The 24527-nt window shown below is 71.5% G+C and carries 23 protein-coding genes, 1 tRNA gene and 2 pseudogenes; 16 read left to right on the top strand and 10 right to left on the bottom strand.

Going from position 1 to position 24527, the window contains the following annotated elements; translation table 11 throughout:
• The first annotated feature begins 31 nt into the window (after nt 1–31).
• The gene (locus tag AC1QRC_RS07165) at nt 32–487 is read left to right on the top strand and encodes a molybdenum cofactor biosynthesis protein MoaE (RefSeq protein ID WP_484206092.1); all 456 of its coding nucleotides are present in this window, start codon (nt 32–34) and stop codon (nt 485–487) included.
• Nucleotides 484–1647: a YlbL family protein gene (locus AC1QRC_RS07170; protein WP_484206093.1), complete on the top strand. Its 1164-nt coding sequence runs from the start codon at nt 484–486 to the stop codon at nt 1645–1647. Before AC1QRC_RS07165 ends, AC1QRC_RS07170 begins: the two co-directional genes overlap by 4 nt.
• A 33-nt stretch (nt 1648–1680) precedes the next feature.
• On the opposite strand, the gene AC1QRC_RS07175 is transcribed toward AC1QRC_RS07170, so the two are convergent.
• Nucleotides 1681–2181 carry a PPA1309 family protein gene (locus tag AC1QRC_RS07175; protein WP_484206590.1) on the bottom strand — a complete coding sequence of 167 codons (501 nt, stop codon included), beginning with the start codon at nt 2179–2181 and terminating at the stop codon, nt 1681–1683.
• A gap of 199 nt (nt 2182–2380) precedes the next feature.
• Here AC1QRC_RS07175 and AC1QRC_RS07180 point away from each other — a divergent pair, with 199 nt between their 5' ends.
• The 8 genes and pseudogenes from AC1QRC_RS07180 (at nt 2381) to AC1QRC_RS07215 (ending at nt 9949) form a co-directional block, all read left to right on the top strand.
• A complete protein-coding gene (locus tag AC1QRC_RS07180; RefSeq protein WP_484206094.1) occupies nt 2381–4765 on the top strand; it encodes a UPF0182 family membrane protein in 2385 nt (794 codons plus the stop codon).
• Nucleotides 4656–5555 (top strand): UPF0182 family protein, encoded by a 900-nt coding sequence (locus AC1QRC_RS07185; RefSeq protein ID WP_484206095.1) that lies wholly within the window; start codon nt 4656–4658, stop codon nt 5553–5555. Before AC1QRC_RS07180 ends, AC1QRC_RS07185 begins: the two co-directional genes overlap by 110 nt.
• A gap of 46 nt (nt 5556–5601) precedes the next feature.
• A tRNA-Met gene (locus AC1QRC_RS07190) sits at nt 5602–5678 on the top strand.
• Nucleotides 5679–5838: 160 nt separating this feature from the next.
• Entirely contained in the window at nt 5839–7206 is a 1368-nt protein-coding gene (locus tag AC1QRC_RS07195; protein WP_484206096.1) for an NAD(P)/FAD-dependent oxidoreductase, read from the top strand.
• Between the two features lie 37 nt (nt 7207–7243).
• Nucleotides 7244–7963, top strand: a pseudogene (locus tag AC1QRC_RS07200) (M16 family metallopeptidase); the annotation flags it as partial.
• A gap of 88 nt (nt 7964–8051) precedes the next feature.
• A pseudogene (locus tag AC1QRC_RS07205) lies at nt 8052–8231 on the top strand (peptidase M16); the annotation flags it as partial.
• On the top strand, nt 8232–8546 hold the full coding sequence (locus AC1QRC_RS07210) for a hypothetical protein (RefSeq protein ID WP_484206735.1): 315 nt from the start codon (nt 8232–8234) through the stop codon (nt 8544–8546).
• The gene (locus AC1QRC_RS07215; protein WP_484206097.1) at nt 8546–9949 is read left to right on the top strand and encodes a M16 family metallopeptidase; all 1404 of its coding nucleotides are present in this window, start codon (nt 8546–8548) and stop codon (nt 9947–9949) included. The genes AC1QRC_RS07210 and AC1QRC_RS07215 overlap by 1 nt, the downstream gene beginning before the upstream one ends.
• Here AC1QRC_RS07215 and AC1QRC_RS07220 read toward each other — a convergent pair.
• The 7 genes from AC1QRC_RS07220 to AC1QRC_RS07250 are packed head-to-tail and all read right to left on the bottom strand — an operon-like array spanning nt 9933 to nt 15859.
• Nucleotides 9933–10679: a D-alanyl-D-alanine carboxypeptidase family protein gene (locus AC1QRC_RS07220; protein ID WP_484206098.1), complete on the bottom strand. Its 747-nt coding sequence runs from the start codon at nt 10677–10679 to the stop codon at nt 9933–9935. The genes AC1QRC_RS07215 and AC1QRC_RS07220 overlap by 17 nt on opposite strands.
• A gap of 8 nt (nt 10680–10687) precedes the next feature.
• A complete protein-coding gene (locus AC1QRC_RS07225; RefSeq protein ID WP_484206099.1) occupies nt 10688–11482 on the bottom strand; it encodes an inositol monophosphatase family protein in 795 nt (264 codons plus the stop codon).
• A gap of 30 nt (nt 11483–11512) precedes the next feature.
• A complete protein-coding gene (rsgA, locus tag AC1QRC_RS07230) occupies nt 11513–12547 on the bottom strand; it encodes a ribosome small subunit-dependent GTPase A (protein ID WP_484206100.1) in 1035 nt (344 codons plus the stop codon).
• Nucleotides 12544–13824 (bottom strand): 3-phosphoshikimate 1-carboxyvinyltransferase, encoded by a 1281-nt coding sequence (gene aroA / locus AC1QRC_RS07235; RefSeq protein WP_484206101.1) that lies wholly within the window; start codon nt 13822–13824, stop codon nt 12544–12546. The genes rsgA and aroA overlap by 4 nt, the downstream gene beginning before the upstream one ends.
• 5 nt (nt 13825–13829) lie before the next feature.
• Nucleotides 13830–14330, bottom strand: coding sequence for a DoxX family protein (locus AC1QRC_RS07240; protein ID WP_484206102.1), 501 nt, complete (start codon nt 14328–14330; stop codon nt 13830–13832).
• A gap of 31 nt (nt 14331–14361) precedes the next feature.
• Nucleotides 14362–15030, bottom strand: coding sequence for an alpha/beta hydrolase family protein (locus AC1QRC_RS07245; RefSeq protein WP_484206103.1), 669 nt, complete (start codon nt 15028–15030; stop codon nt 14362–14364).
• A complete protein-coding gene (locus AC1QRC_RS07250; protein WP_484206104.1) occupies nt 15023–15859 on the bottom strand; it encodes an SOS response-associated peptidase in 837 nt (278 codons plus the stop codon). The genes AC1QRC_RS07245 and AC1QRC_RS07250 overlap by 8 nt, the downstream gene beginning before the upstream one ends.
• A gap of 176 nt (nt 15860–16035) precedes the next feature.
• Here AC1QRC_RS07250 and AC1QRC_RS07255 point away from each other — a divergent pair, with 176 nt between their 5' ends.
• The gene (locus tag AC1QRC_RS07255) at nt 16036–17760 is read left to right on the top strand and encodes a S8 family peptidase (protein WP_484206105.1); all 1725 of its coding nucleotides are present in this window, start codon (nt 16036–16038) and stop codon (nt 17758–17760) included.
• Nucleotides 17761–17940: 180 nt separating this feature from the next.
• Here AC1QRC_RS07255 and AC1QRC_RS07260 read toward each other — a convergent pair whose 3' ends face one another.
• A complete protein-coding gene (locus AC1QRC_RS07260; RefSeq protein WP_484206106.1) occupies nt 17941–19188 on the bottom strand; it encodes a pyridoxal phosphate-dependent aminotransferase in 1248 nt (415 codons plus the stop codon).
• Between the two features lie 212 nt (nt 19189–19400).
• On the opposite strand from AC1QRC_RS07260, the gene AC1QRC_RS07265 reads away from it, so the two are divergent.
• Together AC1QRC_RS07265 and rsrA are read left to right on the top strand one after the other, a co-directional pair.
• Nucleotides 19401–20081, top strand: coding sequence for a sigma-70 family RNA polymerase sigma factor (locus tag AC1QRC_RS07265; protein WP_484206107.1), 681 nt, complete (start codon nt 19401–19403; stop codon nt 20079–20081).
• Nucleotides 20078–20359 carry a mycothiol system anti-sigma-R factor gene (gene rsrA, locus AC1QRC_RS07270; protein WP_484206108.1) on the top strand — a complete coding sequence of 94 codons (282 nt, stop codon included), beginning with the start codon at nt 20078–20080 and terminating at the stop codon, nt 20357–20359. Before AC1QRC_RS07265 ends, rsrA begins: the two co-directional genes overlap by 4 nt.
• Before the next feature lie 78 nt (nt 20360–20437).
• On the opposite strand, the gene AC1QRC_RS07275 is transcribed toward rsrA, so the two are convergent.
• A complete protein-coding gene (locus AC1QRC_RS07275; protein ID WP_390623317.1) occupies nt 20438–20512 on the bottom strand; it encodes a 50S ribosomal protein bL37 in 75 nt (24 codons plus the stop codon).
• A 506-nt stretch (nt 20513–21018) separates the two neighbouring features.
• Here AC1QRC_RS07275 and AC1QRC_RS07280 point away from each other — a divergent pair.
• Genes AC1QRC_RS07280 through tsaB form a run of 3 tightly spaced genes read left to right on the top strand, consistent with a single transcriptional unit; the run spans nt 21019 to nt 24503 of the window.
• A complete protein-coding gene (locus AC1QRC_RS07280; RefSeq protein ID WP_484206109.1) occupies nt 21019–22425 on the top strand; it encodes an HD-GYP domain-containing protein in 1407 nt (468 codons plus the stop codon).
• Nucleotides 22422–23747, top strand: coding sequence for an HD-GYP domain-containing protein (locus tag AC1QRC_RS07285; protein WP_484206110.1), 1326 nt, complete (start codon nt 22422–22424; stop codon nt 23745–23747). Before AC1QRC_RS07280 ends, AC1QRC_RS07285 begins: the two co-directional genes overlap by 4 nt.
• 30 nt (nt 23748–23777) lie before the next feature.
• Nucleotides 23778–24503 (top strand): tRNA (adenosine(37)-N6)-threonylcarbamoyltransferase complex dimerization subunit type 1 TsaB, encoded by a 726-nt coding sequence (gene tsaB / locus AC1QRC_RS07290; protein WP_484206111.1) that lies wholly within the window; start codon nt 23778–23780, stop codon nt 24501–24503.
• Nucleotides 24504–24527: the final 24 nt, after the last annotated feature.

The following is a 24527-nucleotide window of genomic DNA, read 5'->3' on the forward strand; positions in this document are numbered from 1 at the left end:
TGCTCGCAGACCGATGGGGGATGATGACGCGGTGAACGACTCCACGACCACCCCCCACGGTGCCGACGAGGTCACGACGCACGCGCGTGTCTCGGCGGACCCGTTGTCCCTGGACGCGGTGCTCGCCGAGGTGGGCCACGCGAAGGCCGGTGCGGTAGTCCTCTTCCTCGGCACCGTCCGGGACCACGACGGTGGCCGCGACGGTGTGCAGGCCCTGGACTACTCGGCCCACCCCGACGCGGGCGCCGAGCTGGAGCGCCTGGTCCGTGCGGCTGCGGCCCGCGACGGCGTCCGGGCGGTGGCTGCGGAGCACCGGACCGGGACCCTGTCCGTCGGCGACCTCGCCGTGGTGTGCGCCGTCTCCGCCGACCACCGGCCGGCAGCCTTCGAGGTGTGCCGAGACCTGATCGAGGAGCTGAAGGCAACGGTGCCGATCTGGAAGCGCCAGGCCTTCGCCGACGGCGACACCCAGTGGGTGGGTCTGTGAGCGGGCAGGACCACGGGGGCGCGGAGGGCTACTACCGCGGATACGACCTGTCCGGCGCCCCCGCCCCGGAACGCGGGAGCAACGGCGGCACCCGGGTGACCCTCGGGATGGCGGTTGCGCTGGTGGTCTGCGTGCTGCTCGTGGCAGGCATCGCGATCATGAATCTCGTCGACGTCGCGAAGGTGTTCTACCGCCCCGGGCCGATCTACAACACGCTGGGGGAGACCGACGGTCGTCCCACGATCACCATCGAGGGTGCCGAGACCTATCCCACGGACGGCGAGCTCAACTTCACCACGGTCACCCTCTACGGCGGCCCCCGCTACCCGGTGAGTGCCTGGGACTGGCTGCTCGCCGAGTTGGACCCCGACACCGACGTCGTGGACGAGGAATTGGTGTACCCCACCGAGATGACCGCAGAGCAGGTCCAGGAGCAGAACACCGAGCTGATGCTCCAGTCGCAGAACTCCGCGGCCGTCGTCGGGGTGCGTGCCGCGGGGGTCGAGGTGCCCGAGCAGGTCAAGGTCGCCCAGATCATGGTGGACGCCCCGGCAGCCGAGGCGCTGGAGGTCAACGACGAGATCCTCACCGTCGGGGGAGCACCGATCGCGAACCCGGCCGAGGTCCGGGACGCCCTCCAGGAGTTCGAGCCGGGAGAGGAGGTGGAGTTCGTGCTGGTCCGGGACGGTGATGAGATGACCCTCTCGGTGCCCACCGGTGAGGACGAGGTCGAGGCGGAGGACGGCACCCTGGAGCTGCGCACCGTGATCGGTGTCTACCTGGCCTCGGACTACGACCTGCCGTTCGAGGTCACCATCGACGCGGGGAATGTCGGGGGACCGTCCGCCGGTCTGATGTTTTCCCTCGCGGTCTACGACAAGCTCACCGAGGGCGAGCTCACCGGCGGGCACGTCTTCGCCGGGACCGGCACGATCGACTCCGCCGGCGCGGTGGGGGGCATCAGCGGGATCCGGCAGAAGATGGTCAGCTCGCAGGACCGGGGGGCCGAGTACTTCCTGGCGCCCGCGGCCAACTGTGACGAGGTGCGGGGCAACGAGCCGAGCGATCTCGAGGTGATCCGGGTCGAGACCTTCGAGCAGGCCCGCGAGATCGTCGAGGCGATCGGGCAGGGTGAGGACGTGGATCTGCCGCGTTGCTGAGCCGGACGTCGTGGTGCCGGACGTCGGCCGCAGCTACTCCTGCAGCGTGGCGCGTAGCGCGTGGACGAGACCGGGCGCGATGTCCTGACCCCGGGCCACCGCGTCGTCGCTGTCGTGATCCCGCTGCCGCAGGAGGCACACCGACTCCCCGGAGCGCAGGACGGCGGCGACTAGGCGCACGTCCTTGCGATCCGGATGCTCCGAGAGCCGCTCGGTCGCGGCGACAGGGTCCTCGGGCAGGTCGCGCTCGGCCTCCGGCGGCACCACGATCCGCTCCACCGCGAGCGCGACACCGTCCACCTCCGGAGGCCAGGCGATCCGGCCCAGGAGGGACTCCAGGTTGGAGGTGCGCAGCATCCCCTCCTGCTCGATCGCGGTAAACCCCTCCGGGCTGCCCTCCTCCAACTGCGGGCGCAGCGACGGCTCACGCTCCAGCAGTTGGGAGGTCCGGACCAGGGCGAACATGCGCGGAGCCTGGTCCCACCCCAGGCGGGCGACGTGACGCTCGGTGTCGGCGGCCGCATCCACCAGCATGCGGTCGACGGAGCTGGCCGGGCGGTCGGGAACCTCGGGTCGGTCGGACTCGTTGTCGGGACGCTCGTTCACTGTCGGCACGGGTCCATGGTGTCACCGGGTGCGAGTGGGTCAGCCACCGCTAGGTAGGCTGAAACCATACGAACCAGGTCCGGCCGCCGTCGCGGCTGCTGGTCAGACGCGAGGAACAGGATTTTCGGTGAGCCAGGACAACGAACCGGACCCCGGCGGCCAGCGCCGGTCGGACGGAGACGGTGCCGCTGACTCGGCGGGCCCCGGGAGCGGGCCCGGCGGAGGACGACCCGGCGGGGTACGCACCGCTCGGGGCGGGATCTTCGGCGGGGGGCGGATCGGACCGACCCTCCTCGTCCTCGTGGTCGTCGTCGTCCTGGTGGGCTGGCTCGCGACGCTGTGGACCGACTTCCTCTGGTACGACTCGCTGGGCTACCGCTCGGTCCTGACCACCCGGTTGCTGACGCAGGCAGGCCTCTTCGTGGTCGCCGCGGGCATCACCGCAGTGGTGATCTGGAGCGCCCTGCACATGGCCTACCGGCAGCGCCCCATCTATGCCCCGGTGAGCCCTGAGCAGCAGAACCTGGACCGCTACCGCGCGGCCCTGGAACCGATGCGCCGTCTGGTCTTCGTCGGTGCCCCTGTCGTGCTGGGCCTGTTCGCCGGCTCTGCGGCAGCTTCCCAGTGGCAGGTTTTCCTGCTGTGGTGGAACCGGCAGCCCTTCCTGGACGCCGAGGGCGCGGTGATGACCGACCCGCAGTTCAACATGGACATCGGCTTCTTCGTGTTCACCCTGCCCTGGCTCTCGGTGCTGGTCAGCTTCGCCACCCTGGTGCTCGGCCTGGCGGTGCTCGGCGCCGTCCTGACGCACTACATCTACGGGGGCATCCAGCTGCAGGGGCCGGGTGAGCGCACCACCAAGGCCGCCCGGATCCACCTGTCCATCCTGCTGGCGGCCCTGATCCTGGTCCGCGCCGTCGCGTACTGGCTGGAGCGCTACGAGCTGGTCACCGCCGAGCACGACCGGATGACCGGCATGGCCTACACCGACGTGCATGCGGTGCTGCCCACCCGGGGCGTGCTGGCGATCGCCGCCCTGCTGTGCGCCGGGCTGTTCATCGCCACCATCTGGAGCAAGTCGTGGCGGCTGCCGATCATCGGGCTGGTCGGGCTGGTGGTCGTGGCGGTCCTGGTCGGCGGGGTCTACCCCTCCCTGATCCAGTCGCTGCGGGTGCGGCCCTCCCAGGCGCTCCTGGAGGAGCCGTACATCCAGCGCAATATCGACGCGACACTCACGGCATACGGGTTGGACGACGCCGAGATCATCCCCTACGAGGCGGAGACCGAGGCGACCTCCGGCCAGCTGCGTAACGACGCGGACACCATCCCGGGGATCCGGATCGTGGACCCCTCCATCGTGTCTCCGACGTTCCGTCAGCTGCAGGGCGTGCGTAACTACTACCAGTTCCCGGACACCCTCGACGTCGACCGCTACGAGGTGGACGGTGAGACCGTGGACACCGTCGTGGCGGTCCGCGAGCTGAACCTGAGCGGCGTCTCCGACGCCCAGCGCAACTGGGTCAACGACCACACCGTCTACACGCACGGCTTCGGTCTCGTCGCGGCCTACGGCAACCAGCGGTCGGCCGACGGCGAGCCGATCTTCTACCAGCGCAACATCCCGCCGGTCGGCCCGCTCGGGGAGTTCGAGCCCCGCATCTACTTCGGGGAGTACTCGCCCTCGTACTCGATCGTCGGGGCTCCCGAGGGCTCGACCCCCCGGGAGCTGGACTACCCGGACAGCGCCAGCGAGTCCGGTGAGACCCGAAACACCTACTCCGGGAACGGTGGCGTGGCGATCGGCTCGTTCCCGCGCCAGATGGCCTACGCGCTGAAGTACCGTCAGCTGGAGATTCTGCTGTCGGACAACGTGAACAGCGAGTCCCGGCTGCTGGACCACCGCGAGCCCCGCGAGCGGGTGGAGCGGGTCGCGCCGTGGCTGCGACTGGACGGCAACCCCTACCCGGCGGTGGTGGACGGGCGCGTCCTGTGGATCGTCGACGGCTACACGGTCAGCTCGAACTACCCCTACTCCCAGATGGAGCAGCTGGGCGATGTGACCACCGACTCGCTGGTGGCCGGCTCGGACAACATCCGCTCCATCGGGACGGGCAACGTGAACTACATCCGGAACTCGGTCAAGGCCACGGTCGACGCCTACGACGGCACCGTGCAGCTCTACGCCTGGGACGAGCAGGACCCGCTACTCAAGGCGTGGTCCGGGGCCTTCGACAACACGGTGCAGCCGATGTCGGAGATCGACAGCGACCTGATGAGCCACCTGCGCTACCCCGAGGACCTCTTCAAGGTGCAGCGCGACATCATGGCCCGCTACCACGTGGACACGGCCGAGGCGTTCTTCGGCGGCCAGGACTTCTGGCGGCGTCTCGGAGGACCCGAGCGTGGAGGGCGACCTCGATGTCCCGATGCCGCCCTACTACCTGAGCATCGCGATGCCCGGGCAGGACGAGCCGACCTTCTCGCTGACCACGAACTTCATCCCCCAGGGTGAACGGCAGAACCTCGTGGGCTACATGGCCGTCGACGCCGACGCCGGCGGCGAGGAGGGGACCAAGCGCGAGGACTACGGCACGATCAGGGTCCTGGAGTTGCCCAGGGACACCACCGTGATGGGCCCCGGCCAGTTCCAGAACAACATCGAGTCCTCCAACGAAACCTCGGAGGCGTTCACCCAGACGCTGTCCCAGTTCCTGTCGCTCAACCGGCAGCAGGGCTCGAACGTGCACATCGGCAACCTGCTGACGCTGCCCGTGGGTGGCGGACTGCTCTACGTGGAGCCGGTGTATGTCTCGGCCCGCAGCGGGTCCTCCTACCCCCTCCAGCGGCTCGTGGTGGTGGCCTTCGGTGACCAGTTGGCGTGGTCCGACACTCTCGACGGCGCGCTCGACGAGCTGTTCGGCGGGGACTCCGGTGCCACCGCTGCCGACGAGGGCACCGGGTCCGATGAACCCATCGACGGCACCCCCGAGGACGGCGAGGGCGCCCCGGAGGACGGCGAGGATGCCCCCGAGGACGAGGAGGACGCCCCGGAGGACGGCGAGCCGGCCCCGCCCGTCGAGGCCGACCAGGATGCGCTGGACCAGGCGATCGCCGACATCCGCCAGGCCTACGAGGACGGTCAGGCGGCCATGGCCGAGGGTGACTGGGCGGCGTATGCCGAGGCGCAGGTCCGCCTGGAGGACGCCATCAACCGGGCCGTCGAGGCAGCCCCCGCGGGCGGCTCGGTCGACCTGGACATGGGCGGCGGCGAGGACGACGCGGAGCAGACCTCGCAGCCGTAGCGGATTTGGTCCGTCCCGCGACGGTGACGTATGGTGGTGTCACCGACGCGGGGTGGAGCAGCTCGGTAGCTCGCCGGGCTCATAACCCGGAGGTCGCAGGTTCAAATCCTGCCCCCGCTACCAAACGCGTCAGATGAGGAAGGCCCGGACCACACGGTCCGGGCCTTCCTCGTTCCCACGGGGGAAAGCCGCACCGTTCTCCCGGGAGAGGGCCTCACCGCGTGGCGCACATCACGACATACCCGGGGCTGCGTCATCGTTGAACCCGATGGAGGAGGCAACCATGACTGCACAGACCACCGCCCGCCCACGGGTGGTCATCATCGGCTCCGGCTTCGGCGGTCTCTTCGCCGCGCGTGCCCTGAAGCGGGCCGATGTCGACGTCGCCCTCATCGCCAAGACCACTCACCACCTGTTCCAGCCGCTGCTCTACCAGGTGGCGACCGGCATCATGTCCCAGGGCGAGATCGCGCCGTCCACCCGCGAGGTGCTGGCCCGGCAGGACAACGTCGAGGTCATCCTTGGGGACGTCACGGGGATCGACCTGGCCTCCCGAACAGTGAGTGCGGAAACCCTCGGGACCGAGCACACGCACTCCTACGACCACCTGATCGTGGCCGCGGGTGCCAACCAGTCCTGGTTCGGCCGCGACGAGTTCGCCGAGTATGCCCCGGGGATGAAGAGCATCGACGACGCGCTGGAGCTGCGCGGCCGGATCTTCGGCGCCTTCGAGCTGGCCGAGCAGGCCGCGGCGGAGGGCCGCACCGAGGACGTCAAGCGGTTCACCACCTTCGTCGTGGTCGGTGCCGGCCCGACGGGTGTGGAGATGGCCGGCCAGCTGGTCGAATTGTCCAAGCGGACGCTCCGGCACGACTTCCGCCACATCGACCCCACCGACTCCCACGTGATCCTGCTGGACGCCGCGCCCGCGCTGCTGGGCAGCTTCGACGAGAAGCTCCAGCGCAAGACGCGGGAGTCGTTGGAGAAGCTCGGGATCGACGTGCGGTTGGGCGCCAAGGTGGTGAACGTCGACGGGACCGGACTGGAGACCGAGGACGCCGACGGCAACCGGACCCGGATCGAGGCCCTCACCAAGGTGTGGGCCGCCGGGGTCGCCGCCAGCCCCCTGGCCAAGCAGCTCGCCGACCAGGTCGGGGTCGAGGTCGACCGGGCCGGCCGGATCCCGGCGCAGCCGGACCTGACCCTGCCAGGACACCCCGAGGTGCACGTCGTCGGTGACATGGTCACCCTCGACGGGTTGCCCGGGGTCGCCCAGGTCGCGATCCAGGGAGCCCGGCACTCCGTCAAGGAGATCAGGCGCGGGCTGAAGGGTGAGCCGACCGGCGCCCCGTTCCGCTACAAGGACAAGGGCAGCATGGCCACCATCTCCCGGTTCCGGGCGATCGCCGAGGTCGGCAGCCTCAAGCTGACCGGGTTCCTGGCGTGGCTGATGTGGTTGGCCGTGCACCTCGTCTACATCATCGGCTTCAAGTCCCGGATCACCACCCTGCTGCACTGGGCAGTCAGCTTCATCGGTCGCGGCCGCTCCGAGCGGACCGTCACCGAGCAGCAGACGTTCGGTCGACTGGCGATGCAGCAGGCGGGGCGTGCGGTGGACGTCCGGAAGGTCTCCAGCCCGCCCCCGGGCTGAATTCAGCGTGACGGCTACCCGCCCCTACAGTGGGTGGATGCCGTTGGACTACCCGATCGCCACCCGCACGCTCGACAACGGGCTGCGGGTGGTCGTCAGTCAGGACCGGTCCGTGCCGGCCGTCACGGTGAACCTGTGGGTCGACGTCGGCTCCCGGCACGAGGTGCCGGGGCAGAGCGGGTTGGCGCACCTCTTCGAGCACCTGATGTTCCAGGGCTCGGAGAACGTGGCCGAGGGGGAGCACTTCGCCGCGCTGATGGCCCACGGGGGCCGGCTCAACGCCACCACGTGGTTCGACCGGACGAACTACTTCGAGACCGTCCCCACGGGTGCGCTCGACCTGGCGCTGTGGCTGGAGGCGGACCGACACGGCCGGCTCCGCGCCGCGCTGACCCAGGACAACCTGGACAACCAGCGGGACGTGGTCAAGGAGGAAAAGCGCCAGCGCTACGACAACCAGCCGTATGGCAACGCGGTCAACGACCTGGTCGGATTGGTGTTCCCGGAGGGCCACCCTTACCACCACCCGACGATCGGGTCGATGGAGGACCTGGACGCGGCGTCGCTGGAGACCGTGCATGCCTTCTACGACCGGCACTACGGGCCGGACACCACCGTGCTGACCCTGGTCGGGGACGTGGACCCCGAGGAGGGCTTCGCCCTCGCACAGCGCTACTTCGGTGATCTCCCGGCGTCCGGGCGGCCGCCCCAGCCACTGACGGCCCCGCTCGGACCGCTGCCCTCCCCGGCCCGGGTCACCCGGGTCCAAGAGGTGCCCAACGACCGGGTCTACCTCGGGTTCCGGTTCCCGCAGGGGTCACACCGCGGACTACATCGCGGGCTCGGTGGCCCTCGACGCCCTCGGCGGGTTGGCAATCAGCCGGCTGCACCGACGGCTGGTGCGTCGCGACGACCTGGCCACCGGCGTCTCCGCCTCCGCCATGGGGCTGGTCGACGGCACCTCACTGGCCTTCATCGCCGTCGACGTCAGCGAGGGTCGGGACGTCGACGAGGCCGAGGCGGCGGTGCTCGAGGAGCTGGTCGAGTTCGGCCGTAGCGGCCCGACCGAGCTGGAGCTAGAGGCCTCCCTGGCCGACACCGAACGGTCCTGGCTGGAGGCCTTGGCCGGGATGGACGAGCGGGCAGACCTGATCAGCCACTACCTGAGCCTGTACGACGACCCCCACTTCGTGAACACCTTCCTGGACGACGTCGCCCGGGTGACCGCCGAGGACGTCCGCCGCGCCGCCCATCAGTGGCTGCAGCCGGAGCACCGTGCCGCCGTCGTCTACCGGGACGGCGTGGAGGGGACCGCACGGCATACCGAAGGAGTCGCGTGATGAGCAGCCTGCCCCAGCCCGTCGGACTGCCCCCGCGCCCGGAGGTGCGGCCGCCGTCGGCGTGGACCTTCCCTGTCCCGGACACGTTCCGGCTCAGCAACGGGCTCTCGGTGCAGGCCTTCGACCTGCCCGGGCAGCACGTCGTGTCGGTGCGTCTCGGGATCCCCGCCCCCCTGTCCACGGAGCCCACCGAGGTGGAGGGCGTGGCCACGATCCTTTCCCGGACGATGGACGAGGGCACCGCGCGGCACGACGCCGAGGAGATGGCCGGCCTGCTGGAGCGCAAGGGCGTCTTCCTGGGCGCCGGCGTGGGGGAGCGGGGGATCCTGGTCGACCTCGATGTCGCCGTGCGCAACCTCGGTCCCGCCCTGGACCTGCTCACCGAGTGCCTGACCGAGGCGACGTTCCCCGAGGAGGAGGTCCAGCGGCACGTCCGCAACCGGCTCGCCGACATCCGGCACGACCTGGCTGACCCCGGGAGCCGGGCCGCCCTGGAGTTCCTGCCCACGTACTTCACCCCGACGAGCCGGGCCTCCCGGCCCTCCGGGGGGAACCTGCGCTCCGTCGCCGCCGTCACCGCACAGTCCGTGCGTGAGCACTATCGGCGGGTGGTGCACCCCGACCGGTCGCACCTCGTCGTGGCCGGTGACCTCAGCGGGGTGGACCTCCCGGGGCTGCTCGAGCGGTCGCTGGTGGGCTGGGCGGGCAGCGGGCGGGAGGCCGCCGGGGCGAGCGCCGGGCGCGACGAACGGGCGCAGGACGCGGCCCGGATCGTCCTGGTGGATCGGCCGGGCTCGGTGCAGACCGACCTCTACCTGGGCTGCCCCGGCCCGGACCGGCGCGACCCCCATGGCTGGGGCGCCTACCAGGTGCTCGCACTGGCCGTGGGTGGGTCCCCCCAGTCCCGCCTGGACCGGGTGCTGCGGGAGGAGAAGGGCTATACCTACGGGGTGCACGCGGGTTTCCGACCGCGGTCTCGGGGCGGGCTCTTCCTGGTCAGCGGGTCGGTGCGCGCCGATGCCACGGTGCCGGCGCTCGACACCCTGCTGTCCCTGCTGGACATGCGAGGCAGCGACCTGACCGACCGTGAGGTGCGGGAGGCGGCCGACTTCGTCGCCCAGACGGCGCCGGGGCGCTACGCGACAGCGGACGTGCTCGCCGGGGAGGCGATCGGGTTGGCGATGGACGGGCTGACGACCGACTTCGTTACCCGCACCCTGGCGCAGGTGCGGGAGATGGACGCCGCCACGGCCGGGGCCGCGTGGGACAGCCAGATCCACGGTGAGTGGACCGTCATCGCGGTCGGTGACGCCTCGGCGCACGGCGCGGCCATCGAGGAACTCGGGCGGGGCCCGGTCGAGGTCCGTACCGGAGGACGGGAAGCGCTCAGACGGGGCGCCTGAAGCCCTGCTGCAGCGTGGAACGGAGGGCGTGCGCGGCCAGGTAGTCCTCCAGCAGGACGTGCCCCTCGTCGTGCATCGCGGTGGCCACGCGCGGGCCGACGTAGCGCACGTGCCACGGCTCGTAGGCGTAGCCGGTGCGGTCCTTCTCCCCGTCGGGGTAGGAGATCACGAACCCGAACCGGTGCCCGTGCGCGGCGACCCAGCGTCCCTCCGGGCTGTCGCCGAAGCACTGGTCCAGATAACAGGTGCCGCGGTCGTTGTCGAGGTCGACGGCCAGGCCGGTCTGGTGCTCGCTGTGTCCCGGGCGGGCGCTGACGGCCTCGGCCCGGGAGCGACCGGCCGTCCGCTCCCAGTAGTCGAAGGTCTCCTGCTGCGTCCGGTAGGACCGGTAACCGCTGACCACCCGCAGCCCGTGGCCCTCCTGCTGCGCGGCGTCAAACAGGTCGGACAGGTGGTCGGCCACCTCCGCGCGCAGCTCGTAGTGGGGATCGCGCCAGGCCACCAGGTCGTCGGGGGCGTAGTCGACCGGGTCGAGGGGGTGGTCCTTGGTCACCACCACGAGCAGGTTGTCCTGGTCGTGGCGCTCCAGATCGGTCAGGGTGGCAGCCCGCCCGGTCCGGGCAGGCTTGCGCCCCACGGGGGCAGTGGTCGCGCCCGCAGGAGGGACGAACAGACCGGTCACGGCGAGCCCGCCCAGCGCCAGTACGGAGCGTCGGTTCAGGGTTGCCATCGGACCCATTATGGCGCAGGTGCCCCCCGGAGCGCACGGAGCAGGTCCTCATGCAGCAGGCCGTTGCTGCTCACCGCGCCCTCGCCGAAGGGCCCGTCGGTGCCCTCGAGATCGGTGAACCGCCCACCGGCCTCCGTCACGATCGGGGCGAGCGCGGTCATCTGGTGGATGCCCAACTCGGGGCCCAGCGCGACGTCGACCGCACCCTCGGCCACCAGCACGTGAGACCAGAACTCGCCGTAGGCCCGGCTCCGCCAGGCCCGGTCCACCACGTCCAGGAAGCCCTCGCGGTGCGGGGAGTCCAGCCAGGGAGACAGATCCGAGTAGCTCACCGAGGCGTGCTCCAGGCGGGAGGTGTCGGCCACCTCGATGCGGCGTGCCCGGTTCAGTGACCTGCCGGTCCACGCCCCGGACCCGACGGCGGCCCACCACCGACGGGAGAGCGACGGCGCGGCCACCAGCCCCAACACGGGGGAGTCGTCGACCAGGAGGCCGATCAGGGTGGCCCAGGCCGGCACGCCGCGCACGTAGTTCACGGTGCCGTGGATCGCGTCGAGCACCCAGCGGCGGTTGCCGTGCCCGGTCGTGGGCAGTTGCTCGCCCTGCACGACGTCGCGGGGGCGGGTGCGCTGGAGCTGGTGGCGCAGCAACTCCTCGGTGTGCCGGTCCGCGTCGCTGACCAGCTCACCCTCCTCGGTCACCTCGATGCGCAGGTCGGGGGAGTTGAAGGAGTCCAGGCTGGCGCGCTCCACCGCGTCCGCCAGGACGTGGGCCAGGCGCAGGTCGTCCTCGTAGGTAGCCACGCCTGGCAACCTACCTGGCCGGGACGCGGCTCAGGGCGAGGACTCACCCGTGCGGCTGCGCAGCAGGCGGCGCAGCGACTCCAGCCGCGCCGCGCCGTGGGGGCCGGCCCGGCCGTCGGCGACCCACGCGTCCAGCGCGCACTCCGGCTCGTCGTGGGAGCACCCGCGCGGGCACGCCCCTGCGCCCTCGGACAGGTCGGGAAAGTGCTCCACGAAGGTCGCCGGGTCCACGTGTCCCAGCCCGAAGGAGCGGACGCCGGGGGTGTCGACCACCCACCCGCCGCCCGGCAGTTCGAGGGCGACGGCGCTGGTCGAGGTGTGCCGCCCCCGCCCGGTCACGGCGTTCACCACCCCGGTGCTCCGCAGCGCCTCCGGCACCAGGGCGTTCACCAGCGTCGACTTGCCCACCCCGGAGTGGCCGACGAGCACACTGACCCGCCCGGCCAGGTGCTCCCGCACCTCGGCCACGCCCTGTGCCGCGGCCGCGTCCCCACCGCCCTCGTCCGCCCCGGGGGCGACGGAGGTGACGACATACGGCACGTCGAGGGACTCGTATGCCGTCAGCAGGCCCGCGGGGTCGGCCAGGTCGGATTTGGTCAGCACGAGCAGGGGATCCAGCCCGGCGTCGTAGGCGGCCACCAGGCACCGGTCGATCATCCGGGGACGGGGCTCCGGGTCGGCCAACGCGGTGACGACGACCATCTGGTCGGCGTTGGCCACGATGACCCGCTCCACCCGGTCGCTGTCATCGGCGCTGCGGCGCAGCACCGAGCGGCGCTCCAGCACCCGCACGATCCTGGCGAGGGCGTCCGGGTTGCCGGATACGTCCCCCACCATGGCGACCCGGTCGCCGACGACGATCTGCTTGCGGCCCAGCTCCCGGGCCCGCATCGCGACCACGTCGCGGTCCTCGTAGCGGACCGTGAAGCGACCCCGGTCCACCCCGGTGACCAGGCCGGTGACGGCGTCCTCGTGGGCGGGGCGTTCCTTGGTGCGGGGCCGGGAGCCGCGGCGGCTGGGGCGGACCCGGACCGCGGACTCGTCGTAGTGGTCGTATCGGCTCACCCGAGCACCAGACCGGTCCAGACGTCGGCGAAGCCCGGAAAGGTCTTCTCCGTGGTCGCGATATCCGCCACCTCGGTGCCCGGGACACCCAGCCCGAGCACGGCGGCGGCCTGGGCCATCCGGTGGTCGTGGTAGGTCTCCAGCACCGCCGGGTGCAGTTCCCGGGGGGTGATCCGCAACCCGTCGGGAGTCTGCTCCACACCGCAACCGACCCGGCCCAGCTCGGTCTCCAGGGCCGCCAGCCGGTCCGTCTCGTGCCCCCGCAGGTGGGCGACCCCGCGCAGCACCGACGGCCCCTGGGCGAGGGCGGCGAGCGCCGCGACGACGGGGGTCAGCTCGCCCACGTCGTGCAGGTCGAGGTCGACGCCCCGCAGGCCCGACCGGCCGGGTCCCTGGACGGTGAGGCCGCGGTCGGTCAGTTCCGTCTGTGCGCCGAAGTGCTCCAGGATCGCGCGGAACTCGGCGCCGGCCTGGGTGGTCTCCTCCGGCCAGTGCCGCAGGGTCACCTCGCCGCCGGTGACGGCGGCGACGGCGAGCAGCGGGGCGGCGCTCGACAGGTCCGGCTCGACGTGGACCGCGAGGGGGCGGACCGGGCCGTGGTCGACCGCCCAGGTGGTGTCGCTCAGCCGGGCCACGCCCACCCCGGCCTCGCGGAGCACCTGCAGGGTCATGTCGATGTGGGGGACGCTTGGCAGCCGGCCGCCGATGTGGCGCACCAGCAGCCCCTCGGCATACCGGGCCCCGGCGAGCAGCAGCCCGCTGACGAACTGGGAGCTGCCCGAGGCGTCGACCTGCACCTCGCCGCCGCGCACGTCGCCCGTCCCGTGCACGGTGAACGGCAACGTGCCCCGGCCCTCGTCCTCGACCCGGACCCCGAGCTGGCCCAGCCCCTCCAGCAGCGGGCCGACCGGCCGGACCCGGGCCGCCTCGTCCCCATCGAACTCCACGGAGCCCCCGGCCAGGGCCGCCACGGGCGGGACGAACCTGATGACGGTGCCGGCGAGGCCACAGTCGATCCGGGCACCCGCGCGCAGGGTCTGGGGCGGGGTCAGCGTCCAGCGCGCGTCGTCCGGCGAGCGGTCCACCTGCACCCCCAGCGCCTCGACGGCCTGCAGCATCAGCAGGGTGTCGCGGGAGACCAACGGGGCCTCGAGGGTGCTGGGGCCGTCGGCCAGGGCGGCCAGCACCAGGTAGCGGTTGGTCAGGGACTTGCTTCCGGGCACCGTGACGGTGCCGTAGACGGGATGCTCCGGCGAGGGGGCTGCCCAGGTGGTCACGGCGCTCAGATCGGGAGTTTGTCGGACACGCCGCGCGTCACGTTGCGGGCGGCCAGCTCGGCCTCCAACCCCGCGATGCGGGCGGCGTTGCGGGAGCGCCACACCAGGCCGGGGGCGCCCGCCGTGTCGGCCGAGGCGATCAGGACGCCGCCCAGCAACCCCAGGTTGGTGAAGAACGCCTTCTTCTCCGCCGCCTTGGCCTCAGGGTCCTCCTCCAGCCAGAAGCGGTGGGCGAACAGGGTGCCGGGCACCAGGCTCACGGCCAGCGCGGCCCCCGCCAGCCGCGGTGCGCGCCCCATGGCCAACAGCGCCCCGGCCCCGGCCATGACGGCCCCGTTGACGCGCACCAGCAACTCGGGGTCGGTGGGGGCGCCGAGCGGCTCGGCAACCGTGGCCGAGAACCGCTCCGCGGCGGGGATCCGGCTCGTCGGCTGTTGCAGGGCGTCGACACCGCGGGCGATGAACGCGCTGGCGAGCAGGGGGCGGGCGATCTTGCGGAGCAGCATCTGGTCTCCTCGGTCGGGCGTGGGCTGCGTCCTACGGTAGTCCGTCCGCATGCTGCTCCAGCCAGGTGGCGACCGCCCCCGCCATGGCGACCAGGCTGGTGGTCGGGGAGTGGTTGCCCGGCACGGGGTGCACCGTGACCGGCCCGGGCTGCGCACCCAGGGCGTCGAGGACCTCCTCGGGTGAGCCGAACGGGTCCTTGTGGCCCTGGACGACCAGCGTCGGTATGTCGTGTGCTGGCGGGGTCTGCAGCTCCGGCGCCCGGGACTTCTCGGGTCTGCCGGGCGGGTGCAGGGGGAAGGCCAGGCAGAGCACGGCCGCGGCCCGGGGCAGCCCGACCGCCGGGTCGCCGGGGGCGTTGCGGCAGGCCACCCGGGCACCGGCACTACGGCCGCCCACCACGAGCCTGTCCGCGGGGTGCGCCGCCAGGTAGCCCGGGACCAGGTCACGCCAGGCCTCGTCCAGCCGCGGCGGCGGGGTGGCCACCTTGCGGCCGGCGACCCGCCACGGCTGCTCGACCAGCCCGACCTCCCACCCGTGCCCGACCATCCGGGTGAGGATCTGCAGGTCCGCGGCGCCCACGCCGCCGCCCGCGCCGTGACCCAGCAACAGCAACCCGCGCGGGCTGCCGGACACGGCATACCGGTGGACCCGCGCCGGCCCCTGGGAGGTGGGAAGCTCCAGGACCTCGGGCTCAGCCACCGAGCACCTCCCCGGTCACGGGGTCCAGGACCCCCGTGAGGGACTCCGCCGGCAGCGGGTCCAGCAACTGTGACCCGCTGTTGCGCGTGGCGTTGACGGCGGTGCCCACCGGCCAGGTGACGAAGCGGCCCGCCCCGGGTGACTCGGCCAGAGAGCGCACGTCGTCGGCGGAGGTGAGGTCGGGGTCGAGCCAGTCCGACCAGCGGTCGCGGTCCAGCACGACGGGTTGCCGGTCGTGGATCCGGTCCAGCCCCGGCTCGGCCTCGGTCGTCAGGATGGTGAAGCTGACGAGCCAGGCCGCGGGATCCTCGGCGGCGGCGTCCTTGTCCCGCCAGAACTCGTAGAGGCCCGCGAAGGCGACCACGTCCCCGTCCTCCCGGGTCAGGAAGAAGGGTTGCTTGCGCGGCTTGCCCTTGGCGTCGGTGGCGACGGGGGAGGCCTGCCACTCGTACCAGCCCTGGGCGGGGATGATCGCGCGACGGGCCAGCGCGGCCTTCTTGAACGCCGGTTTCTCCAGCGCCGACTCCAGCCGTGCGTTGATCATCCGCATGCCCACCTTGGGCTCCTTGGCCCAGGAGGGCACCAGGCCCCAGCTGAGCAGTCGCAACTGGCGCACCGGTGTGCCGGGGCCGTCGTCCCCGCGGCGGGCCCGGGTCAACACCACGGGGGCCTGCTTGCCCGGGGCCATGTTGTAGTCGGGGGTCCCCGCCGGCGGCTCCTGCGGGTTGACCAGTGCCGACCGCGACGGCTCGGAGGTGGCGTCCTGCTCGACCTCGAACTCCTCGATCAGCTCGTCGGGGTTGGCGCTCGCCGCGTACCTGCCGCACATGGTTCGTCAGCCTACGCCCACCGCTCCACCAGCCGGCCTCAAGCCGACCGCCATAAGTTACCCGTGAGTCAGTAAAGGTTTGGCCGTCGCCCTGTCGCCTCCCCGGCCGATCGATGACGGTGTTGATGCAGGCATCCCGCCCCCGGGGTGCCACTACTGCTCAACGAGGAGTATCCGTGCAGAAACAGTCAACGATGCACCGCCGGGTCGCCGCGCTCGGGTCACTGGCCGTCGTCGCAGCGCTCGCCGTCCCCGGCGCCGCTGCGGGCGCGGCACCAGAGTCCGGAGGCGCCGTACCCGAGGTCGCGACCACCCAGAAGGACCGGCAGGCGCCGCTGATCGAGGCCGAGGGCGAGGCGGTCGAGGGCCGCTACATCGTGCTCCTGGAGACCACTGCCGAGGGCACCATGGCCCCCAGCACGGTCCAGGGCGCGGTGGACCGGGCCAAGGCCCAGGGCATTTCGGTGGAGCGCGAGTTCAGCGAGCTCGGTGGGTATGTCGCCGACCTCGACGCCGCGCAGCTCGACCAGGTCCGCAACGACCCGGCCGTGGCGTTGGTGGAGCAGGACGCGGTGGTCCGCATCTCCGAGGACCAGCAGAACGCCACCTGGGGGTTGGACCGGATCGACCAGCGCAACCTGCCCCTCAACGGCGTCTACAGCTACGACGCGACCGGCTCGGGAGTCACGAGCTACGTCATCGACACCGGCATCCTGTCGGGCCACCAGGACTTCGGTGGCCGGGTCAGCTCCGGCTACACCGCGATCAACGACGGCCGCGGCACCGAGGACTGCAACGGGCACGGCACCCACGTCGCCGGCACCGTCGGCGGCACCACCTACGGTGTCGCCAAGCAGACCTCCCTGGTCGCGGTGCGGGTGCTCGGGTGTGACGGCAGCGGGACCAACTCCGGCGTGATCGCCGGGATGGACTGGGTGGCCGCGAACTCCTCCGGCGCCTCCGTGGCCAACATGAGCCTGGGCGGCGGTGCCTCCTCGGCCACCGACTCGGCCGTCGACCGGATGGTCGCCGACGGCGTCACCGTCGTGGTGGCCGCGGGCAACGAGAACCAGAACGCCTGCAACGTCTCGCCTGCCCGCGCCGCCTCCGCGGTCACCGTCGGGTCGACCACGAGCAGCGACGCCCGGTCCAGCTTCTCCAACTGGGGCACCTGCGTCGACATCTTCGCGCCGGGCAGTGACATCACCTCCGCCTGGCACACCGGATCCAGCGCCACCAACACCATCAGCGGCACCTCCATGGCCTCCCCGCACGTGGCCGGCGCCGCTGCCCTCTACTTGGAGGACAACCCGGGCGCCTCGCCCGCCCAGGTCGGCTCGGCCCTGACCGGCAACGCCACCAGCGGTGTCGTCGGCTCGCCCGGCACCGGCTCGCCGAACCTGCTGCTGTTCACCGGCTCGGGTGGCGGCAGTGACCCCGACCCGGAGCCCGAGCCGGAGCCCGGTGGCGTGGTCAACGGTGGCTTCGAGGACGGCAGCACCGGCTGGACCACCACGAGCGGCGTGATCAGCACCAGCGGACCCGCCGCCCGGACCGGCTCCGGGAAGGCCTGGCTGAACGGTTACGGCTCCAGCTCCACCGACCACGCCTCGCAGCAGGTGACCGTCCCGGACGGTGCGTCCCTGTCGTTCTGGCTGCAGGTGGCGACCGCCGAGACCACCGGCACCACGGCATACGACACCCTGCAGGTGCAGGTGATCACCGGGTCGGGCACCTCGACCCTGGCGACCTACTCCAACCTCGACGCGTCGTCCTCCTACGTGCAGCGCAGCGTGGACCTGTCGGACTACGCCGGGGAGTCGGTCACCCTCCGCTTCCTGGGGCAGGAGGACCAGTCGCTCTACACGACGTTCCTGATCGACGACGTCGCCCTGGGCTGACCAATTTTCGTAGCGGGTTTGTCGCGCCCACCCGGGATCTCGTAGCGGGTTTGCGGGCGTGACCGACCCGGAGGGCCCCGTGCGCCACGGCGTGCGGGGCCCTCCCCCGTGTCGGGACCGGGGCAGATCCGCTACGAAAATGGGGAAGCGCGCGACAAACCCGCTACGAAAATTGGGGGGTCACTGGTGGTAGGAGGCGAGGAAGTTGCCCATCCGCTCGAGGGCGACCTGGAGGTCGCGGGCCCAGGGGAGGGTGACGATCCGCAGGTGGTCGGGGGTGGGCCAGTTGAAGCCGGTGCCGTGTACCACGAGGATGTGCTCGCGCTCCAGCAGGTCCAGGCACAGCTGGACGTCGTCGTGGATCTCGTGCACCTCCGGATCGATCCGGGGGAAGACGTAGAGCGCCCCGCGCGGTTTGGTGCAGGACACCCCGTCCATCGCGTTGAGCATCGAGTAGGCGACATCGCGCTGCTCCAGCAGCCGGCCGCCCGGCAGGATGAGGTCGCCGATGCTCTGTCGCCCGGAGACCGCCACCTGGATCGCGTGCTGCGCCGGGACGTTGGGGCACAGCCGGGTCGAGGCGAGCAGCTCGATGCCCTCCAGGAAGCCGGAGGCGTGCTGCCGCGGGCCGGAGATGACCACCCACCCGGCGCGGTACCCGGCGACCCGGTAGGTCTTGGACAAACCGTTGAAGGTCAGCACCAGCAGGTCGGGGGCGAGGCTGGCCAGGCAGGTGTGCTCGGCGTCGTCGAACAGCACCCGGTCGTAGATCTCGTCGGCCATCAGCAGCAGGGAGTGCTCGCGGGCCACCTCCACCAGCTCGGCGAGTAGTTCCTTGCTGTAGACCGCCCCGGTCGGATTGTTCGGATTGATCACGACCAGCGCCTTGGTGCGGGGCGTGATTTTGCTGCGGATGTCCTCGATGCTGGGCTGCCAGTCGTTCTCCTCCTCGCACAGGTAGTGCACGGGGGATCCGCCGGCCAGGCTCGTCGCCGCGGTCCACAACGGGTAGTCGGGGGCGGGGACGAGCACCTCGTCCCCGTCCTCCAGCAGCGCCGACAGCGTCATCATGATGAGCTCGGACACGCCGTTGCCCAGGTAGACGTCGTCGACGTCGACCCGGGGGAACCCAGGCACCTCCTGATAGCGGCTGACGACGGCGCGTCGCGCGGACAGGATCCCCTTGGACTCGGAGTACCCCTGCGCGACCGGGAGGGCGGCGATCATGTCCTGCAGGATGGTGTCGGGCGCCTCGAACCCGAACGGTGCCGGGTTGCCGATGTTGAGCTTGAGGATCCGGTGCCCCTCGGTCTCGAGTTGGGCTGCGCGGGCGGCGACGGGGCCGCGGATCTCGTACAGGACGTTCTGCAGTTTGCGGGGCTGGCGGAGGGGACGCAGGTCGGTCCCGGTCGGCAGGGCGGCGTTCACCGCCCCATGGTGTCACGGGTCGGGAATGCTCCCGGGGTCTGCCGCCGTTGACTCCTGCGAACGCCCACCCCAGCACGCCCGCGAGAGCCCAGGAGACAGAGCGTATGTCGGTAGCCATGCTCGCCGCCCCGGAACCCGGGACGCTACCCGCCGGTGGCCTCCGGTTCGCCGGGCAGACCGGGCGACGTGCCGGGGGGCTAGGCTGGTCGGTAATGACTAACGACCAGGCACCCGAGAGCACCGGCGCTGGCCGGTCCCGCGACACGGACGACGTGGTGGCCACCGCGGACGAGGTGGTCGACGTGGCGACGGAGACGCCGGAGGAGCGGGCTGCCCGCTTCGAGCGCGAGGCGATGCCGCTGCTGGACCAGATGTACAGCGCCGCGCTGCGCACGACGCGCAACCCGACCGACGCCGAGGACCTGGTCCAGGAGACGTACGCGAAGGCCTTCGCGGCCTTCCACCAGTACCGCCCCGGGACCAATCTCAAGGCGTGGATGTACCGCATCCTCACCAACACCTACATCAACACCTACCGCAAGAAGCAGCGACAGCCCAAGGAGTCCGACGCCGCCGAGGTGGAGGACTACCAGCTCGCCCGCGCGGCCCAGCACTCCTCCACGGGTCTGCGCTCGGCAGAGGCCGAGGCCCTGGACCACCTGCCCGACTCGGACGTGACGCGGGCGCTGGCCCAGATCCCCGAGGACTTCCGGCTCGCGGTCTACCTGGCCGACGTCGAGGGGTTCGCCTACAAGGAGATCGCCGAGATCATGGACACCCCCATCGGCACCGTCATGTCCCGGCTGCACCGTGGCCGGCGTCAGTTGCGGGACCTGCTCAGCGACTACGCGCTGGAGCGGGGCTTCATCAAGCGGGAGAAGGTGCAGTCATGAGGGCCGCTTCCGGGGACGAGCGCCGGCCCGACTGCACCGAGGTCGTGCTGCGGCTCTTCGAGTTCGTCGACAACGAGGCCGGCCCCGACGACTGTCGGTGGATCCAGTCGCACCTGGACGAGTGCACCTCCTGCCTGCGGGAGTACGAGCGGGACAGGGTGCTCAAGGAGGTCGTGCGGCGAGCGTGCGGCTGTGAGCCGGCACCCGAGGCGCTGCGGACCCAGATCATGGCGCGCATCACGAGCATCTCGGTGACGCGTACCTTCACCACGGACTGACCAGACAGGGCGCGGGCCCGAACGACAGGACCCCCGCGCCCGAACCGGGCTGCGGGGGTCCTGTGCTGATCTGGGTGCTCAGGCGTTCGGCTTCTTGCCGTGGTTGGCACCCTTCTTCTTGCGGTCGCGACGCTTGCGGGCGCGCTTGCTCATCGTGGCCTCCTACGTTCGTGGTGGTGTAGCGCCTCCCGGGAGATGTCCCGGTGGGGCAGAACCGACCCCCATGATCGCACACCACGCACCCGTCCGATACCGCTCCGACCGCTAGATCAAGAGAGAGTAAATTGTCGGTCAAGTGTGCCATCGGGTCCTTCCGGACGACTCCCGCTTTGGTCATTACTGTGCCATTCTTGAAGAGTCTCCTGCTGGCCGACGGGGCCCCCAATCCCGTCGGAGGAGTTTGCTGACCCGGCCACGGAAGGAACCATCATGCTGCAGGCGCTCTTGGACCTGGTGACGAGCGGCCAGCTGGCCGACGTTCTGAACTTCATCCCGGACGTTGTCTTCTGGGAAGATTGACGTCGAGGCCCTGATCGGCACTGATGGCTGAGCACGACGCCCGATCAGGGCACTCTCGCACCGACGCATCGGAGGCGCGGCCCCCCCAGGGGGTCGCGCCTTTCGAGTCCCCCGAATCCGGCCCCGCACCACGATGGGCCGTGAACAGTTATGTCCTCCTGCTGAGCATCGTCGCGCTCGGCTTCATCGTGGGCGGACTCTGGATCGGGCGGCAACTGCCCTGGACCGCCATCGTGCTGCTCACGGCCCTCGCGGCGCTGGGGGCCTCGATGCGGGAGCGGGAGCTGGGACCGCACGTCGGTGTCTCGTTCGGCACCGTGATCCTGGCTGCCTCGCTGCCGCTGGCCGGCCCGGTCGGGACGGCGGTCATCGGCTACGTCAGCTGCATCGTCGGGGCACGCAACTCCCGGCCACGCACCCGGGTGTTCAACGCGGGGATGACAGGCTGCTTCGGCGCCGGCGGCGGCCTGGTCTACCTGGCCTGCGGCGGCCAGCTGCCGATCAACAGCGCCTCCACCCCGGCGGAGCTGCTGCTAGGGGTGGCCGCCCCGATGGTCATCGGCTACGCGACGATGGCCGTCCTCAACGTGCTGCTGGTCGCGGTGATGGCACGACTGGCGGGAGGTATGCCGTTCGCCCAGGTCTTCGGCCGCACGCTGCGTGGTCTGGGGTGGGGTTACGTCACGCACGCCGTGGTCGCCTTCCTCTTCGTCGTGCTCTGGGTGCCGGCGGGCGTCGGGATGTTCAGCGCGGCCCTGGTGCTGCTGCCGCTGCTCATCGCCCAGTGGACGCTGAGCCGAGACACCTACGAGCGGCGCTCGCACACCCGCACGGTGAGCACCCTGGTCGCGGCGCTGGAGGCGGCCAACCCCTACTCCGTGGGGCACAGTGCGAGGGTGGCCGAGTTGTGCCGCCGGATGGCGCCGCGGCTGGGAATCGGCGGCTCCGTGGCCGAGGAGCTCCACTTCGCTGCCCTGCTGCACGACATCGGCATGGTCGCCGTGCCGCCGCAGGGCCCCCGTGCGACCGGACCGGTCGACGTGGGGTTCCTCGTGGCGATCAGCGAGCACCCGCAGGCAGGAGTGCGGATGCTGCAGGACATCGACTTCCTGGCCAACGCGCTCCCCGGCATCCTGCACCACCACGAACGGCTCGACGGGAAGGGATACCCCGCGGGCCTGCGGGGGGAGGAGATCCCGTTGTTCGCCCGGGTCATCGCGGTGGCCGACGCGTTCGACTCGCTCACCACGACCCGCTCCTACCGCGACCCCCTCGACCAGTCCGCCGCGCTCCAGCAGTTGCAAGACCGGGTTGGGACGCACCTGGACGGTGAGGTGGTCGGCGCCCTCGCGGAGGCCCTGGCGGACCGGACCTGGGAGCCGACCCTCATCCACGAGGACCTGCGCTCCTCCCTCGGGGACGTGCACGACCACGACGACCCGGTCATCAGCGACCAGTACGCCCAGTGGTCCCCCGACGCCGACCACCAGGACCTGGCGATCGGCATGACCGAGCCCCCGCCAGCGATCGAGGAGGTCGGCCGGTGAGGGTCAGCCTGTCCGGGAGGTCCTTCGACCGCCTCCTCATGCTCACCGCGGGCGTCATCACCGTGGGTTCGCTGCCGCTGCTCCTGTCCTCGCTGGAGCCCATCCCGCTCGAGGTCGCGGTCCTGTACCTGATGTTCCTGGTGACCATCGCGGTGAGCGAGACCTGGCGGGTGCGCATCCCGGACTCCCGGGAGCTGTCGCCCCTCGCGGTGGCCTCGTCGGTGGCGTTCGCGATGAGCGCCGAGCTCCCCAGCGACACCAGCGTGGAGCACCTGCCCGGGGTCGTCGTCCTGGGCACCGCCCTGGCCAGCCTGGCCGGACACGCGCTCTACGCCCGAACGGCCGAGCGGCCGATGGACCTGTCGGTGGTGGCGACGCGGGTGATCGTGGTGGCCCTCGCCGCGATGTTGGCCCGGGTGGTCCCCTGGGAGGGTAGGTCCCTGGTGGAGTGGGTCGATGCGGCGAACCAGGACCGCTGGTGGGTCGCGCTCGCACTGTTCCTGGTGGCGGGCGCGGCGATCGGCTGGCAGCTCCTCCTGATGAGCGTGCAGCGGTCGGCGCGCACCCACGCCATCCTGCGCCGGGCGTTCCTGGAGGAGCTCTCGGCGGTCGGGCCGCTGGCCGCCGCGACGACCTCGACGGCCGCCGTGGTGGCCATCGCGGTCGGCACGCTTGGCGCGATCGCGGTGCCGCTCTTTCTGATCCCGCTGATGCTGCTGAACCTGGCGGTGACCCGGCAGGCGGGGGTGCGCACCGCCCAGCGTCAGACGATCTTCGCGCTGTCCCGACTGACCGAGCTCGGCGGCTACACCCCGGCGGGTCACGCGGCCCGGGTGGCGGACTACTCGGTGTCGATCGGTCGCGACATGGGGATGTCCGAGCGGGAGCTGGTGGACCTGCAGTCGGCGGCGCTGCTGCACGACCTGGGTCAGGTGTCGCTGCGCCGACCGATCCCGGGAGGCGCGACGCTGCTGACCTCGCCACTGGACCAGCGCAGGATCGCCGCGGCCGGGGCCGCCATCCTGTCCCGCACCGCCGAGCTCTCCCGGTTGGCCGGCATCGTGGGGGACCAGTCGGTCGCCTACAAACGCACCACCGACATCGGGCTGGTTCCCCTGGCCAGCAGGGTGTTGAAGGTCGCCAACGCCTTCGACGACCTGGTCGGCGTCGACCGATCACCCGACGCGGTGCGCCGTGCCGCCGAACGGCTGCGGCTGAACGCCGGGTACGAGTACGACCCGCTGGTCCTCCGCTCGTTGTGCCGGATCCTGCAACGGGACGCATTGCTCACCGGCCGCGACGTCGTCCGGCTCGACGTCTGAGCAGGACGCCGCGCCGGTTAGCCTGGTGCGGTGCTGCTCGCCCTCGACACTGCCACCGCCACGGTGGGTGCGGCCGTCCACCACGACGGTCGGCTGTTGGCCGAGGTGACCCATCGGGACGACCGACGGCACGGTGAGCTGCTCGGGCCGACCGTCGGCGAGGCCCTGGAGCGGGCGGGGGTCCGGGCGCAGCAGCTCAGCCACGTGGTGTGCGGCGTCGGGCCGGGGCCGTTCACCGGCCTGCGGGTCGGGGTGGTGACCGCCCTGGTGCTGGGCCACGGTGCCGGTGTGCCGGTCCACGGGGTGTGCTCGCTGGACGCGATCGCCTGGAGCGCGGTCTCCGACGGTCTGGTCAACGGCGACTTCCTGGTGGCCACGGACGCCAGGCGCAAGGAGGTCTACTGGGCCCGGTATGCCGTGTCCGACGGGTCGGCGCACCGCGTCACCGGACCTCAGGTCGGCCGGGCGGCCGACCTGTCCCCCGAGGTTCGCGCACTGCCGTGCCTGGGCCGCGGGGCGACGCTGTACCCCGACGCCCTCACCGGGCCACCCGGGCTCGCGGAGGACCGGGCGCAGGAGGCGGCAGACGTGCTGCCGGGCGCCCTGGCGACGCTGGCCACGGCGGCCCTGGCCCACGGTGACCCGCACGCCATACTGCTCGACCCGGAGCCGCTCTATCTGCGCCGGCCCGACGCCGCCGTCCCCGGACCGCTCAAGCAGGCACTCACCCCACCGCAGCCCGGGGGCCGACGATGACGGCCGGCGCCGCGAGCACCGTGC

Source organism: Ornithinicoccus sp. (genome assembly GCF_057176825.1).